13 protein-coding genes are annotated in these 15,388 nt (G+C 69.8%); 8 read left to right on the top strand and 5 right to left on the bottom strand.

Annotated elements, in window-relative coordinates; translation table 11 throughout:
• Positions 1 to 242: 242 nt before the first annotated feature.
• The 8 genes from OZ403_RS35040 (at position 243) to OZ403_RS35005 (ending at position 9,137) form a co-directional block, all read left to right on the top strand.
• A complete protein-coding gene (locus tag OZ403_RS35040) occupies positions 243 to 1,163 on the top strand; it encodes an HmuY family protein (RefSeq protein ID WP_268782794.1) in 921 nt (306 codons plus the stop codon).
• Positions 1,160 to 2,746 carry an MXAN_6640 family putative metalloprotease gene (locus OZ403_RS35035; RefSeq protein WP_268782793.1) on the top strand — a complete coding sequence of 529 codons (1,587 nt, stop codon included), beginning with the start codon at positions 1,160 to 1,162 and terminating at the stop codon, positions 2,744 to 2,746. Before OZ403_RS35040 ends, OZ403_RS35035 begins: the two co-directional genes overlap by 4 nt.
• A 239-nt stretch (positions 2,747 to 2,985) precedes the next feature.
• Complete coding sequence (locus tag OZ403_RS35030; RefSeq protein WP_140800137.1) at positions 2,986 to 4,068, top strand: type III polyketide synthase; 1,083 nt, start codon at positions 2,986 to 2,988, stop codon at positions 4,066 to 4,068.
• On the top strand, positions 4,062 to 4,637 hold the full coding sequence (locus OZ403_RS35025; protein WP_140795547.1) for an isoprenylcysteine carboxyl methyltransferase family protein: 576 nt from the start codon (positions 4,062 to 4,064) through the stop codon (positions 4,635 to 4,637). Before OZ403_RS35030 ends, OZ403_RS35025 begins: the two co-directional genes overlap by 7 nt.
• A complete protein-coding gene (locus OZ403_RS35020; RefSeq protein WP_140795546.1) occupies positions 4,630 to 4,911 on the top strand; it encodes an acyl carrier protein in 282 nt (93 codons plus the stop codon). Before OZ403_RS35025 ends, OZ403_RS35020 begins: the two co-directional genes overlap by 8 nt.
• A complete protein-coding gene (locus OZ403_RS35015) occupies positions 4,908 to 6,686 on the top strand; it encodes a fatty acyl-AMP ligase (RefSeq protein ID WP_140800136.1) in 1,779 nt (592 codons plus the stop codon). Before OZ403_RS35020 ends, OZ403_RS35015 begins: the two co-directional genes overlap by 4 nt.
• 81 nt (positions 6,687 to 6,767) lie before the next feature.
• Positions 6,768 to 7,865 carry an NAD(P)/FAD-dependent oxidoreductase gene (locus tag OZ403_RS35010; protein WP_268782792.1) on the top strand — a complete coding sequence of 366 codons (1,098 nt, stop codon included), beginning with the start codon at positions 6,768 to 6,770 and terminating at the stop codon, positions 7,863 to 7,865.
• Between the two features lie 234 nt (positions 7,866 to 8,099).
• Positions 8,100 to 9,137 carry an MBL fold metallo-hydrolase gene (locus OZ403_RS35005; protein WP_268782791.1) on the top strand — a complete coding sequence of 346 codons (1,038 nt, stop codon included), beginning with the start codon at positions 8,100 to 8,102 and terminating at the stop codon, positions 9,135 to 9,137.
• Between the two features lies 1 nt (position 9,138).
• Here OZ403_RS35005 and OZ403_RS35000 read toward each other — a convergent pair whose 3' ends face one another.
• The 5 genes from OZ403_RS35000 to OZ403_RS34980 all read right to left on the bottom strand — a co-directional run bounded on the left by OZ403_RS35000 (position 9,139) and on the right by OZ403_RS34980 (position 15,386).
• Positions 9,139 to 10,500, bottom strand: a complete 1,362-nt coding sequence (locus OZ403_RS35000; RefSeq protein WP_268782790.1) for a DoxX family membrane protein — start codon at positions 10,498 to 10,500, stop codon at positions 9,139 to 9,141.
• A 115-nt stretch (positions 10,501 to 10,615) separates the two neighbouring features.
• A complete protein-coding gene (locus tag OZ403_RS34995) occupies positions 10,616 to 11,353 on the bottom strand; it encodes an SDR family oxidoreductase (RefSeq protein WP_201422620.1) in 738 nt (245 codons plus the stop codon).
• 24 nt (positions 11,354 to 11,377) lie between these two features.
• Positions 11,378 to 12,772: an FAD-binding oxidoreductase gene (locus tag OZ403_RS34990; RefSeq protein WP_140795540.1), complete on the bottom strand. Its 1,395-nt coding sequence runs from the start codon at positions 12,770 to 12,772 to the stop codon at positions 11,378 to 11,380.
• 13 nt (positions 12,773 to 12,785) lie between these two features.
• A complete protein-coding gene (locus OZ403_RS34985; RefSeq protein ID WP_268782789.1) occupies positions 12,786 to 14,231 on the bottom strand; it encodes a UbiA family prenyltransferase in 1,446 nt (481 codons plus the stop codon).
• 111 nt (positions 14,232 to 14,342) lie between these two features.
• Positions 14,343 to 15,386, bottom strand: coding sequence for a class I SAM-dependent methyltransferase (locus OZ403_RS34980; RefSeq protein ID WP_140795538.1), 1,044 nt, complete (start codon positions 15,384 to 15,386; stop codon positions 14,343 to 14,345).
• Positions 15,387 to 15,388 lie beyond the last annotated feature (2 nt).

Genomic DNA, 15,388 nt, shown 5'->3' with positions numbered 1-15,388 from the left:
TCCACCGAAGTGACGCGGGTGGGCTTCGCGAACCACGGCGCGAGGGTATTTGCGAGGACTGCGGGCATTTCCGGCATGGGCGCTCCAAGAGGACGATGATTTCGCGGGTCAAATATTGAATATGAGAATCGTTATCAATTATGGTGCCACGCGTGGGGGCCGGAATGGCACAGCGCCGTGTGCGTCTTGTCCTGGCCATCGGTGGTCTCCGGCTCCGCACCATCCGAGGGAGAGGGCCGTTGATGAAGACTCACACCGAAGAAACGATGCACACGAAGGCCGGCAAGCAGGGCCTGTGGGTGCTGGCCGCCGTGGCGATGGCGCTGGCCTTGTTGGTGAACTGTGGTTCGTCTGATGAGGACCCCACCCCGGTGCCCGACGCCGGACAGACGGACTCCGGGACGAACCCGACGCCGGACTCTGGAACGGACCCGGACCCGGACGCGGGCACGGAGCCCGAGCCGGACGCGGGCACGGAGCCTGAGCCGGACGCGGGCACGGAGCCGCTGTGCCAGAGCGACGTGCCCTGCAGCGAGCAGAGCATCGACCGGCTGAACCTGCTCACGACGCCGTCGACGACGGCGATGTACGAGGAGGAGGCGCCGGCGGGCGAGTTCCGTTCGTACATCGACGCCCGCGCGGGTGGCCTCACGGTGAACCAGTCCTACACCTACGCTCGCTTCACGCCCGAGGGCCTGTCCCGGGTCAACATCGACGACCAGACGTCGCTGGGCGACCACGGCTGGGACATCGCGTTCCGTCGCTACTACATCCGGCTGAACGGCGGCACGTCCGGTCCGTCCTGCATTGGCGTGGCGCGGCTGCCCACGGGCACCCGCTTCGAGACCGTTACGTCCGTGCCCGCGGACCTGACCTTCCAGTCCGACGCCTGGTACACCGACACGTGTGAGTTCATCCCGGACAACTCGGGGCTCGCCGGGCCGACGATGGCGCTGAGCAGCTTCTGGTCCTACGAGGGCTGCGTGAGGATGTCGGGGGATGTCTTCATCATCCGCCTGGCGGACGGGCGCCACGTGAAGTTCGAGGTGACGTCCTACTACGAGCTGGCCGTGCAGGAGCACTGCAACGCGACGAACGAGCTGCCGTCGGGGACGCCGAGCGGCTCGGGGCAGCTCCGCGTGAAGTGGGCCTTCCTGCCATGAAGCTTCGGGCGCTGCTCCTGCTCATCCCTTTCGGGTGTGGACCTGTCCAGCAGGCTTCGCGTGAGCCGCACGAACGGCACGATTCGTTCGTGACGTGGGAAGCGGGACTGCAAGCGGGAGCGCGCCCCACCTCGCCCTCGGCGATGCCACCGCGCTTCGACGAGGGCGAGGCGGTGGAATCGGTCGTGTCCCCTGGGGGACGCTTCCGCATCCACTTCTCCCGTTCGGGTTCCAACGCCGTGCCGGCGGCGGACGCGGACGGGAGTGGTGTTCCGGACGCGGTGGAGACCGTCGCGTCCGCGTATGACCGCGTCGCCGTCTTCTATGAAGGGCTGGGCTTCCGCCTGCCGCCGGATGACGGCTGGGTGGGGAACGACAACGGCGGCGACGGCCGCTTCGATGTGTACCTGGTGGACTTCGGTGGCATCGCGGACGGAGCCTTCCGGCTGGACGGCTGTCTGGAGGCGTCGTCGCGCTGCACCGGGCACATGCTCCAGGAGAACGACTTCGCGGGCTACAACTACCCGTCCTATGGCGAGGCGGTGGACATCCTCGCCAGCCACGAGTTCTTCCACGCGGTGCAGGCCGCCTATCACCCGGGCCTGGGCAGCGTGGCGTCGGAGGGCACCGCGGTCTGGGCCAGTGAGCGCTACCGGCCCGCGCTGGATGACCTGGAGCGGTTCACCGCCTCGTACCTGTCGCGTCCGGACCGCACCCTGGTGCTGGACCCGGAAGGGCCGGCGGTGTCCTTCAGCTATGGCACGAGCATCTACTTCCAGTTCCTGAGCGAGCGCTTCGGGGATGGGGTGGTGCGCTCGCTGTTGGAGGAGAGCGTCGTGACGCCGTCGGTCCGCTGGCCGGTGCTGGTGGAGACGGCGCTGCAGCGCGACTGGGGCGCTGACTTCGACACCGCCTTCGCGGAGTTCGCCCTGTGGAACCTGGCCACCGGATCGCGCCGGGCACAGGGCGCGGGTTATGAGAACGGTGAGGGCTATGCGCCGCTGACCGTCGCGCCGCGCACGCTGCCGGTGTCGGAGCCGTCCGTGCGGGCGGCGGCCGCGTCGACGCGCTACTTCGAGGTGGAAGGTGGAACGGCTTCTGTTACCGCCTCCTTCGAGTCGGCCGAGGGCGAGGACTCACCCGCCATCCACCTGCTGGTGGCCGCGGTGACGCCGGCGCAGGTGCTGCGCGTCGCACGCGCGGACGGCGTGGGGACCCTGTCCGCTCGCGTGGACGCCGAGGACGCCACGCACGTCATCGTCGCCGTGGTGGACGGACGGCGCGAAGGCCTGGGCCGGTATGGGCGGCTGTGCATCTCCGGGGAGGACTCCGGCGCGCCCTGCGCCACCGTGCCACCACCCGACCCGGACGGTGGGGTCGACCTGGACGGTGGCGTGGGCGGTGAGCCGGATGGCGGCGTCGACGCAGGTCCAGGAGGCGACCTGGACGGTGGGGTCGACGCGGGGGTTCCAGGTGCGCCCCCGCCTCCGCCACCGCGTGACGAGGGTGGCTGTTCGTCGGCACCGGGCGGGCTGACGTGGGCGCTGCTCCTGTTGCTGGTGGCGGCCTTCATCCGGCGTTGAGCAAGGTTCGTTCAACGCTTGTGCATGGAGCGGGACGGTTTTCTTCGACGCCACCGCCCAGGGCGCTCCCGACACGTGTTGTTGATGCGTCGGCCGCAACGGCCGTGTGCGTCATCCGCGTGACAGTCGGACAGGCGAGGTTCGCGCGGGAGACGGAAGCGGGAACATCCCGTATCGCGTTGGACGCTATCTCCGATTAAGCGTCAACTCTCCACCGACGCGAATGACCCGGGAACGCCATGCTCAGTGCCTCAGGCCAGGACCGCTCGCCCTCCATCCGTGCCGTGGGGCGGGCACTCCCGCCGCACTACGCCAGTCAGGAGCAGCTCATCGCCGCGTTCCGCGAGCTGTGGGCCACGCGCCACTTCAACCTGGAGCGGCTGGAGGACCTGCACCGCGCCGTCCAGGTGGGAGGACGGCATCTGGCGTTGCCCCTGGAGGCCTATCCGCCGCTGCTGACATTCCAGCAGCGCAATGACGCCTGGATTCGCTCGGCCACGGAGTTGGGCGAAACGGTGGTGCGCCAGGCCCTGGACGCGGCGGAGCTCACGCCCGGGGAGGTGGACCACGTCTTCTTCGTCACCGTGACGGGCATCGCCACGCCGAGCATCGACGCGCGGCTGGCCAACCGCGTGCGCTTCCGGGAGGACTTCAAGCGCACGCCGCTCTTCGGCCTGGGGTGCGTGGCGGGCGCGGCGGGCGTGGCCCGGGCGGCGGACTACCTGCGCGGCTTTCCGGAGCACACAGCGGTCGTCATCGCCGTGGAGTTGTGTTCGCTCACGTTGCAGCGCGAGGACCTGTCCATTCCGAACATCATCGCGTCCGGCCTCTTCGGCGACGGCGCGGCGTGCGCGGTGCTCCGCGGCGCGGCGGCTCCGGGCGCACGAGGGCCGCGCGTGGTGGCGTCGCGCTCCGTGTTCTACCCGGACACCGAGCGCATCATGGGCTGGGACGTGGTGGACACCGGCTTCAAGGTGGTGCTGTCCGCCAAGGTGCCGGGGCTCGTGAAGGACCACATCCGGGGCAACGTGGATGGCTTCCTCGCGCAGCATGGACTGAAGCGCGGGGACATCCGGCACTGGGTGGCGCACACCGGCGGGCCCAAGGTGCTGGAGGCCTTCGAGGAGGCGCTGGAGCTGGCGCCCTCGGCGCTGGAGCGCTCGTGGGCCTCCCTGCGCGAGGTGGGCAATCTCTCCTCCGCGTCGGTGCTCTTCGTGCTCGGAGAGACGCTGGAGTCCGTCCGCGCGCAGCCGGGGGAGTGGGGCGTGATGATGGCCATGGGGCCGGGCTTCGGCGCGGAGATGGTGCTGCTGCGATGGTGACCTCCACGCAAGCCCTCTTCCTGGGTTTCATGTCCGCGCTCGTCGTGGAGCGACTGGTGGAGCTGGTGCTCTCCAAGCGCAACGCCGCCCGGGCCTTCGCGCGCGGCGGGGTGGAGACGGGGCAGCGGCACTACCGCTTCATGGTGGTGTTCCACACGCTGTTCCTGGTGGCGTGCGTGGCGGAGGTGTTCCTGCTGCGGCGCGGCTTCCCGGGCGCGTGGGGCTGGGCGGCGCTGGCGGGCGCGGTGCTTGCGCAGGGGCTGCGGTACTGGGCCATTGCCACGTTGGGCGACCGGTGGAACTCGCGCATCATCGTGGTACCGGAGCTGGCGCCGGTGACGGGCGGGCCCTATCGCTTCCTGCGCCATCCCAACTATGTCGCGGTGGTGTTGGAACTGGCGTGCGTGCCGCTCATCCACGGTGCATGGTGGACGGCGCTTGTCTTCTCAGTGGGCAATGCGGCGCTGCTCTACGTGCGAATCCGCGCGGAAGAGGCGGCGCTGGGTGAGGTGTACGCGCAGGCGTTCTCCCATCGCCCTCGTTTCATTCCGGAGGTGCCACGTGGCTGAGCGCGAACTGGAGGTCATGACGGAGATTCATCGCATCGTCACCGATGAGCTGGAGTGGAAGGGCGCGGTGGAGCCCTCTCAGGACCTGGTGCGCGACCTCCAGTTGGACAGCCTGGGCCTCACGGTGCTGGCGGTGGGGCTGGAGAACCGCTTCCGCATCCGCCTGTCCGAAGAGGACGCGCAGGGCGTGCGCACGGTGGGAGACCTGGCGAAGCTGGTGGCGCAGCGGGTCGCGGCTCCGGTGGAGCCCCTGCCGGAGGAGGCCCTGCCGTGAAGGACGCTGGCTCGCGACTGGTGGGCCCGGCGTTGCCTCCGCCCAGGCATCTGACGGTGAACGCGGCGCTCGCGGACACCGGGCGCACGTCGCCGCTGGGGCTCACCTTCGTGGATGCGTCCGAGCGCGAGGTGTCCATGCCCTGGGCGGACGTGTACCGCCGGGCGAAGTGCACCGCCGCGGGGCTGGCCCGGCTGGGCGTGAGCGAGGGTGACCGGGTGGCGTTGCTGCTGCCCACGTCGCCGGCCTTCATGGACGCCTTCTTCGGCACGTTGCTCGCCGGCGCGGTGCCGGTGCCGTTGTACCCGCCGGTGCGGCTGGGGCGGCTGGAGGAGTACCACCGCGCGACCTCGCGGATGCTTCACGTGACGGGCTCGGTGATGGTGTTGACGGACTCCCGCGTGCGCCTGCTGCTGGGGCCCAGCGTGGAGCGCGCGCGGCCCCGGTTGGGCTGCCACACGGTGGAGGACGTATCCCGGGGGGACGACGTGCTGGAGGTCGCGGTGCGGCCGGACGCGCTGGGGCTCATCCAGTTCTCGTCCGGCTCCACGGTGGATCCGAAGCCGGTGACGCTGACGCACGAAGCCCTGCTGGCGCAGGTCGCGGCGCTGGAGATGGCGATGCCGCTGGGGGCGGGGGTGCCCCGGGTGGGCGTGAGCTGGCTGCCGCTGTACCACGACATGGGGCTTATCGGCTGTCTGCTGTCCGCGCTGTACTATCCGGGACGCTTGGTGCTGATTCCCCCCGAGGCCTTCCTCGCACGACCCGCGTTGTGGCTCCGCGCGCTGTCTCGCCACCGGGGCTACATCTCTCCCGCGCCCAACTTCGCCTATGGCCTGTGTTTGAAGCGGGTGAAGGACGCGGAGCTGGACGGGGTGGACCTGTCGTCGTGGCGGCACGCGCTCAACGGCGCGGAGCCGGTGTCCGTGGACACGCTGCGCCGCTTCTCGGTGCGTTTCGAGCGGTGGGGCTTCTCCGCGCGGGCCTTGCGGCCGGTGTACGGGCTGTCCGAGGCGTCGCTCGCCGTCACCTTCCCGCCGGAGGGGCGGGGGCCGCGCGCGCTGGGCGTGGACGCGGGGCTGCTGGCCCGGGAAGGCCGGGTGGCGGAGGGCTCGCGTGAGTTGGTGAGCGTGGGCATGCCCGTGGCGGGCTTCCAGGTGGAGGTGCGCGGCGAGACGGGCGAGGCGCTCGCGGAGCGGTGCGTGGGCCGGGTCTTCGCGCGGGGGCCGTCCCTGATGGCCGGCTACTTCGCGGATGCGCAGGCCACGGACCGGACGCTGACGCGGGACGGATGGCTGGACACGGGCGACCTGGGCTTCATCGCGGAGGGCGAGCTGTTCCTCACGGGCCGGGCGAAGGACGTGGTCATCATCCGAGGCGCGAACCACGCGCCGCAGGCGTTCGAGGAGCCGCTGCAGAACGTGGCGGGCGTGCGCATGGGCTGCGCGGTGGCGCTGGGCTTCACGCCCGAAGGTGGCGAGGATGAGGCGCTGCTCATCCTCGCCGAGCGCTCGGGGCAGGAGGCGGATGACGTGGTCGAGGAGCGCATCCGCGCGGCGGTGGTGGAGACCACGGGCGTGCGGCCTCACACCGTGCGGATGCTCGTGCCAGGCACGTTGCCGCGCACGTCCAGCGGCAAGCTGCGCCGCGCCGAGGCGCTGCGACGCTACCTGGCCGAGGAGCTGGCGCCTCCGAAGAAGGTGGGCGCGGTGGGGCTCGCTATGGAGATGGCCAAGAGCGCCCTGGCCATGGTCCGCGCGGAGCGCGACACGTGAGTCGGCTGTCCGCGCGGTCGAGCCCGGCGCCGGCGTGAGGCCCGCCGTCATGGGAGTTCGAGTCCCGGAGGATGCCTCGTCATGAAGCGGTATGACGTCGCCATTGTGGGCGGAGGGCCCGCGGGGCTGGCGGTGGCCATCACCACCACATTGCGCGGGTTGAACACCGTGGTGCTGGAGCGTGGCGTCGCGCCGGTGGACAAGGCCTGTGGCGAAGGGCTGCTGCCTCCCGGCATGGCGGTGCTGGAGCGGCTGGGCGTCCTGCCCCTGCTGGATGACCAGGGCAGCTATCCCTGCGTGGGCATCCGCTACGTCCAGGAAGATGGCAGCACGGCGGAGGGCCTGTTCCCGGGCAAGGGCGCGCTGGGCGTGCGGCGCGTGGCGCTGGCCACGGCGCTGGTGTCGCGGGCGCGCACGGTGGGCGTGGAGTTGCGCGAGCGCACGCAGGTGCTGTCCCACCAGAGAGACAGCGATGGTGTAGTGCTGCATACGGCCGATGGCCCGGTGGCGGCCGCCATGCTGGTGGCCGCGGACGGGCTGGCTTCACCGTTGCGCCGCGCGGAAGGCCTGGAGATGGAGCCCACTGGACCGCGCCGTTTCGGCCTGCGACGACACTTCCAGGTCGCGCCGTGGACGCCCTATGTGGAGATCCACTTCGCGCATGGCGTGGAGGCCTACGTGACGCCCGCGGGCGTGCGGCGCGTGGGCCTGGCCTTCCTCTGGGAGGACGGCGTGGTGGAAGGGCGGGTGAGCTTCGAGACGCTGCTGGCCCGCTTCCCCAAACTGTCGGAGCGGTTCTCGGGCTCGGCGCCGGACTCCCAGCCGCGCGGCGCGGGACCGCTGGCCCGGGTGTCCCGAGCGCGCATCGCCGACCGCTTCGCGCTGGTGGGAGACGCGGCGGGCTACGTGGATGCCATCACCGGCGAGGGCCTGTCGCTGGCCTTCGTGTGCGCGGAGTCGCTGGGGAACCTGCTACCGGAAGCGCTCGTCCACGGCGCCACGCGCGAGGCGCTGATGCCCTACGAGCAGTGTTTCCAGCGGGTCTTCCGCAAGTACTCCCGGTCGACGGGCGCGCTGCTCATGCTGGCGCGACGGCCCTGGCTTCGCCGTCCCGTGGTGCGGCTGCTGGGGAAGACGCCCTGGCTGTTCGAGCGCATCCTGCACGGCATCGTGACGTGAGCGCGGGGGCTGAGGGGCGCGGAGGCGTTGGCGTTCTCCTCCGTCCATCACCGGTGCGTGACACCCGCTGTGCAGTGGCGTCCCCAGACGTGTGTTACCGGTTGCCGGACGGGCGCAAACCCGGTCCACTGTCGCGCCGAGACATGGACGCCGAGCCCGGGCCGCGCGGGCGTCTTCCCAGTCCTGTCTGGATGGAGCACCGCACCCATGTCCCTGGACCGTACTTCCCGGCCCATGACGAAAGTCCTGTCGCTGGTGCTGCTGCTGTCAGCACCGTGGCTTGGGGGCTGCCTCTTCGCGGGCCCCCGCCACCAGGGCCCGGTGACGGAGCACTTCGACGGTGAGCGCTTCCAGAACCTGGAGCCCGTCAAGCGCCTGAGTCCGGACGAGGTCTTCAAGGCGCTGCGCAAGGGGCCTCGTGGCCCGTGGCGGGACTACGAGGAGTTCGCTCCAGGCAATCCGCCTCCGGAGAGGGTGGGGCCGGGACAGCTCCGGGTGACGTTCATCAACCACGCCACCGTGCTCGTCCAGGCGGACGGGCTCAACATGCTGACGGACCCCATTTATTCGGACCGTCCGAGCCCGGTGCCCTTCATCGGCCCCAAGCGCGTGCGGCCTCCGGGCATCCGTTTCGAGGACCTGCCGCCCATCGACGTGGTGGTGGTGAGTCACAACCACTACGACCACATGGACTTGCCGACGCTGCGGCGCCTGGAGGAGGCGCACCATCCGCGCTTCATCGTGGGTCTGGGCAACAAGGCGCTGCTGGACGGGGAGGGCTTCCGGCACGTGGTGGAGCTGGACTGGTGGAAGTCCACGGAGGTGGCGCCGGGCCGCACGGTGACGGCGGTGCCGGCGCAGCACCGCTCCAACCGCGGGCTCACCGACAGCGCGGCGACGCTCTGGGCGGGCTATGTCCTCTCCACATCCGGCGGGCCGGTGTTCTTCGCCGGCGACACAGGCTTCGGTCCCCACTTCGCGATGATGGCCGAGCGCTTCGGTCCCATGCGGCTGTCGGTGCTGCCCATTGGGGCCTACCGGCCCACAGCGTTCCGTCCGGTCCACATGGGACCGGTGGAAGCCCTCCAGGCGCACAAGGTGCTGCGCTCGGCCACGTCGGTGGCCATGCACTACGGCACCTTCGAGCTCGCGCTGGATGGCCAGGACGAGGCGAAGTACCACCTGCTGTGGCTGCTGGCGCGCGAGCCCGTCCGGCCGCGCTTCTGGGCCCTGGGCTTCGGCGAGGGCCGCGACGTGCCCGCGCTGGACTGAGTCAGCGGTTGAAGGGGGCCTCCTGAATCCAGTTGAAGCCCCGGTTGAGCAAGAGGAACTTGGACTCATCCACCCGCGTGAGGCGGACCTCGATGGCGGCCTCGTGGAGCGTGCCCTGGAGGACGAGCTGGTTCGCGTCCGAGCGCGTGTAGGTGAGCACGAACTTCTTCGCGGTGTCGTCCTGGCCGTCGATGAGGGTGAGCGTCTTCTTCGGTGCGTCCTCTTCCACGCCGAAGGACTTCACGGTGTCGTCCTGGTGCTTGATGAGCATCCGGCCGAAGCGGTTGACGGCCACCGCCTTCCACCGCCGGGCATCTCCGGACGTGGCCTCCAGGCGCTGCCCATCCTGGGTGAAGGAGTCGACCGTGTAGTAGCCGTAGAACGGGGGCCGCGGCGCGGAGTCCCCGTACTTGCGGATGAACTCCAGCCGCGAGCTCCCAAACCCGTAGGCGATGCCGCCCACCACCAGGACCTTCATCACGAGCCCGGCGCCACTCAGCCAGCGCGAAGGTGGGAAGGGCGGCTGGAGCGGGCGAGGCTGCGTGGCGCGGTTGAGCACCAGCACGTCGAGCAGCCGCCGGGCATCGGGCAGCACCAGGAACAGCGACATCAACAGCAGGTGGGACGAATAGAGTTTGACGGGGACGTCGTAGAAGAAGTTGAGCGCCACCACGTTGACCATGACGCCCGCGACGACGAGCGCGCCCAGCGTCGTCGTGCGCCGGAAGAGCAGCAGGCAGCCGCCCAGGAACTCCGCGCCGCCCGTGAAGACATTGTAGCCCTTCGAGAAGCCCATGAAGTTCCACAGCAGGCCCATGGGGGAGAAGTCTCCCAGCGGCTGCACCAGCCGCTCCGGGCTGGGGAAGGGAAACTGGGACTTGAAGAGCTTGGCCAGCCCATAGGACAGCATGGCCATCGCGAGCACGTACCGGACGTTCGTGTGCAGCAGGTCGTGGGCCTTCACGTACTCGGTGCGGCGCCGGTCGATGACGGACCAGACGCCCGTCACCGCCACGGCGACGACGAAGAACATCAGCACCTGCACGTAGTCGAACGTGGTGTCGCCGCTGCCGTTGGGCATCACGGTGATGTCCGTGGACAGCCGCAGCACGTGCTTGCCGACCCAGGGCACCACGGCCTTCCAGAGCCCGTCCTGGAACGAGGTGATGAAGTCGCCCAGGACCGGAATGATGTCCAAGGGGAACGGGAAGGTATAGAGGACCAGGTAGGCGAAGACGAAGCGGAAGGCCAGCCGCCGCGCGAGACCCCAGGCTTCGGGCGCGGGAGCATGAGGTGTCACGCCCGCTTCGGACGCGGCGGGCTGGGGCTCGGGGACCGGGGACAGTGGGGCCGTGGCGCTCATGGTGGGCTGGCCTGGCAGTCTATCCGGAGTGTCCCAGGTGCTTTCCAGTCGCCCCCGTCACAGCGGCGCTCCCCAGACGGGCCTTGTCTCAGCGCCAGAGGGCGGCCATGTCTGCTCAGAGCTTCATGCGCTTGAAAACTGTCTCCGGAATCGTCCGGATGATGAGCATGATGAGCGCCCAGATGCCGGGCACGTAGACTTCGTTCTTCCGCGAGTCCGCGGCGCTCAAGAGTCCGCGCGCCACCTTCTCCGGCGAGGCGAACAGCTTGTTCTTCGGCAGGTGCGCCGTCATCGGCGTGTCGACGAAGCCCGGCTTCACCGTCACCACCGCGACGTTGGACTTCGTCAGCCGGTTGCGCAGGCCCTGGAGGAAGACGTTGAGCGCGCCCTTCGACGCGCCGTACACGTAGTTGCTCTGCCGGCCGCGGTCGCCCGCCACCGACGAAATCACCACCAGCGTGCCGGCCTTCTGCGCCTCGAAGCGGTTGGCCAGCACTGTGAGCAGCGACACCGCGCTCAGGAAGTTGGTGCGCAGCACCGCCTCTGTCGCCGCCCACGAGCGCTGCGCCTCCGCCTGGTCACCCAGCACGCCGTGCGCCAGCACCACGCCGTCCAGCCCGTCCAGCGCCGTGTACGCGGCCTCCACCAGCGCCTCGTGGGTGTCGAAGTCGTTCAGGTCCACCACCTGCGACGCGACCTTCGCCGCGCCGCGCGTGGCGGCGTCCTTCGTCACCGCGTCGAGGTTCGCCGCGTTGCGGCCAGTGAGGTACAGCGAGGCCCCGCGCGCGGCCAGGAGCCGCACCGTCGCCTGGGCAATGGCGCTGGTGGCGCCGAGGACGAGCACTTTCTTCATGGTGAGCGAATCTCGAAAAGAAGGTCAGCGGATGGCAAGCAGGGACCGCGGCGGCGGGGATGCCGTCGCGCCTCGCTCCGCGGCCAGGGAAAAGGGCAGGGACACCGGATTCACCCGCCGCCAGAACGACGAGGAGAACGACGGGTCCACGTACTGCATGAAGCGCTCACGCTGCGGGAAGTACGCCGCGAAGTTCTCCGGACTCATGCGCGCGTCCTTCGCCGGGTACACCGCGCCGCCCGCCTGCCGCGTCAGCCGGTCCAGGTCCTCCACCAGCTTCCACGTCTTCTCGCCGCGGTTGGCGAAGTCCATGGCCAGCGTCACGCCCTCGCGCGGGAAGGACAGCCACCCAGGAGAGGGAATGTCACCGAACGTCTTCAGCACCGATAGGAAGCTGGGCAGTCCGCCGCGCGAGCTGCGCTCCAGGATTTCCTTCAGCGCGTCGCGCGCGGTGGAGTAGGGCACCACGCATTGGAACTGGAGGAAGCCGCGCCGGCCATAGATGCGGTTCCACGCGTAGATGGCGTCCAGCGGGTAGAAGAACGGGTCGTAGTGCGTTAGCCGCTGCTTCGGCTTGCCGTTCTGCCGGTGGTAGTAGAGCCAGTTGAAAGCGGACACCGACAGCCGGTTGAGGCAGAAGGCCGGCATGTCCATGGGCACCGCCAGCCCCACGCCATGCGACAGGTGGCTCCTGGCCAGCGGGAGCCCGTCGAACTGCGGCGGCGCGAAGTTGCCCCGGTACAGGAGCCCCCGTCCCAGCTTCTTTCCCCGGGCCAGGCAGTCCACCCACGCCATGGTGAACTCGTAGTCCTTCTCCGACGCGCGGGCCACGTCGAGGAACCCATCCAGGTTCCCGAACGGCACCGTCTCCTGAAGCACGTACGGGTTGCTGATGGGCGTGAGCTGCACTTCGGCCCACGTGATGAGGCCGGTGAGGCCCAGGCCGCCAATCGTCGCGCCGTACCAGTCCGGATTCTCGTCCGGCGCGCACACCCGGCGGCTGCCGTCCGAGCGCAGCAATTCGAAGCGCCGCACGAAGCGGCCGAAGGTACCGCCCCGGTGGTGGTTCTTCCCGTGCACGTCGTTGGCGATGGCGCCGCCCACCGTCACGAACTTGGTGCCCGGCGTCACTGGCAGGAACCAGCCGCGCGGCGCGACCAGGCGCAGAATCGTGTCCAGCGACACACCCGCTTCGCAGCGGATCACGCCCGTGGCCGGGTCGAAGGCGATGAAGCGGTCGAGCCCCGAGGTGAGCAGCAGCGTGCCCCCCGCGTTGAGGCACGAGTCGCCGTAGCTGCGCCCCAGTCCGTGGGGCAGCAGGCTACCGTCCTTCCGGGGCAGCGCATCCGTGCGCCACACCAGGGCGTGCGTCTGCTGCTCGACTTGGGGGTAACGCCCCCAGGACTCCCGTGACTTCATCGCGCCAGACCTCTCACGTGGCGGCCCATAGCACCAACGCGCACAGGAGCCCCACGGCGTAGCTCACCCGGTCCCTCAGGGCGAAGACGAGCGGGTCCTCGTTCACCAGCCCGCGGTGAGCGAGCAGCCACACCCGGCCCACCCAGTACAGCATCACCGGGCAGATGAGCCACAGCCGCTCTGGGTGGGCGTACAGCGCCGTCACTTCATCGGAGGTGATGTAGAGCGCCAGCACCAGCACGGACACCTGTCCCGAAGCCGCACCCAGGCTGGCGAGCTGCTCGTAGTCCTGGGCCAGGTAGCCACGGCCATGCGCGGACGTCTCATTGGACTGCCGCAGGCGCCGGACCTCGCTCAGCCGCTTCACCAGCGCGAGCGAGAGGAAGAGGAACATGCTGAACATCATCAGCCAGCTGGACGTGGGCACGCCCACCGCGAGCGCGCCGCCGAAGATGCGCACCGTGTACAGCCCGGCCAGCACCAGCACGTCCAACATCACCACCTGCTTCAGCCGCAGTGAGTAGGCCAGCGTCAGCACGTAGTAGGTGCCCAGCAGGGCTGCGAAGGCGGGCGGCAACAGCAGGCACACCGCGGCGCCGGCCAGCAGCAGCACGGGGGCCAGCATGACGCCAGTGCTCACCGACAGCGTGCACGCCGCGAACGGACGCTGCTTCTTCGTCGGGTGTCGCCGGTCGGAGTCCAGGTCCAGAAGGTCATTCAGCACGTACACGCTGGAGGCGCACAGGCTGAAGGCCGTAAACGCCAGCAGTGCCTGAATCAGCTTGTCCGGCTCGGTGGCCTTGTGGGCGGCCAGTAGCGGTACGAAGACGAGCGCGTTCTTCGCCCACTGGTGCACGCGCAGCGCCTTCACCCAGGTGCGGAGGCGGGTGGCGGGGCGCTCGAAGACGCGGTGGACGTCACGGCCCAGGCCCTGGGCCTGCTTCAGCACACCGGCCGGCGCGTGGACCACGACGATGCGGCGGCATTCACGCCACAAGGGCAGGTCCACCGCGTCGTTGCCCGCGTAGTCGAAGGTGCCCAGCAGCTCCTTCAGCTTCGCCAGCTTGCGCGCGCCGGACAGGTTCACCGGCGCTTCGCTGGCGACGACGTCGGAGAAGAGACCCAGGTGCGCGGCCACGGCTTCGGCGATGCGCCGGTCCGCCGCGGTGGCCAGCACCAGCCGGCGTCCTCGGGCCTTCTCCTCGTGCAGGTACGTCAGGAGTTCCTCGTGGTAGGGCAGGCTGGCTGCGTCCAGGGCGGCGCGCCGGGCCACTTCCGCTTTGAAGAAGGCCTTGCCCTTGAGCACCCACAGCGGCGCCAGAAACAACAGCCAGGGCGCGCGTTTGAAGAGGACGAGCAGGTTCTCGTGCAGCGTGTCCGTGCGCACCAGCGTCCCGTCGAGGTCGACAGCGAGAGGGACGTCCGGAGGGTCCTCGGGAAGTGGTGTTTGCGGAAGCATGGGCAACGGTGTGACGGGAGCCGTCAAAAGGACGGGCAGGGTAGCGCAGGCGTCTCCCGTGTGGGCAGGCCTCCGCGGGCAGGCACGCCAGTTCAGCGGTCGGGTGGACGCTCAGTCCAGTCGGGCCACCAGGAGCGTCTGCAGGGGCAGGTGCCGGATGGGGCGGCTGTGCTCGATGCGGAAGCCCGCATCGTCCAGGAAGCCTTCCACCTCGGCGGGCGTGTAGGCGGCCGCGCCGGAGGTGAGGAAGTAGTGCAAGCCAATCAACGGCGCCGCACTGGTGGGCGTGTCGACGCTCTCTCGCAGATACTCCAGCACCGCCAGCGTCCCCCGGGGCGCCAGTGAGGCGCGGACCCGTCGCAGCAGGGCCACGTTCTGCGCGGGGGTCAGGTGGTGCATCACCTGGAAGAGCATCACCCCGTCGTACGGGCCGCCCAGCTCCGCGGTGAGGATGTCGCCTTCGCGGTGGGTGACGAGGTGGCTCAGCCCCGCAGAGGCGATGATTTCCCGGCCCACGCGGGCGCTGCCTTCCAAATCCAACACCGTGGCCTTCAGGCCCCGGTTGCGCAGGCACAGCTCGGCGGCGAACCAGCCGTGCGCGCCGCCCAGGTCCAACACCTGCTTCGCACCACGGGGCAGGGGGATGGCCGCCACGACCTCCGGAGCCGCCAGCCGCGCCAGCTGGTGCATGGCGTGGATGTAGTCGCGCCAGCGCGCGTCGTCGGGCGCGAAGCCGTGGATGTCCACCGCCTGGCCGGTGCGCACCACGCCCTCCAGCCCGTTCCACCAGTCCCACTGGGCGTAGTTGAACTCCAGGAAGGCGCCCACGTAGCGGGGCGAGCGTGGGTCCAACCATCGCCTGGCGCGAGGGGCCAGCCGGTAGCGTCCACCGCGCTGACGCTCCACGGCCTCGCACGCAATCAGGGCCTCCAGCAGCGTGCGAGTGCCCTCCTGGGACAGCTTCAGCCGCTCCGCCAGCGTCTCCGCCGACATGGGCCCGTCCGTCAGGGCTTCATAGACGCCCAGCCGCACGCCGGCCATCAGCGTCCGCGACGCCATCATCCCGAAGAAGGCATGGGCCACCGGCTGTGGGGCCAGGTTGAGCCAGTCCGCCACGCGCTCCAGCAGGTTGTCCGCTTTGAGCCCCAGCCTCATGC

The organism is Myxococcus sp. NMCA1 (assembly GCF_026810205.1).
In the GTDB taxonomy this organism is placed as follows: Bacteria; Myxococcota; Myxococcia; order Myxococcales; family Myxococcaceae; genus Myxococcus; species Myxococcus xanthus_A.
Note: the sequence above shows the minus strand (reverse complement) of the source record. Positions and strands in the feature narration are given on the sequence as shown.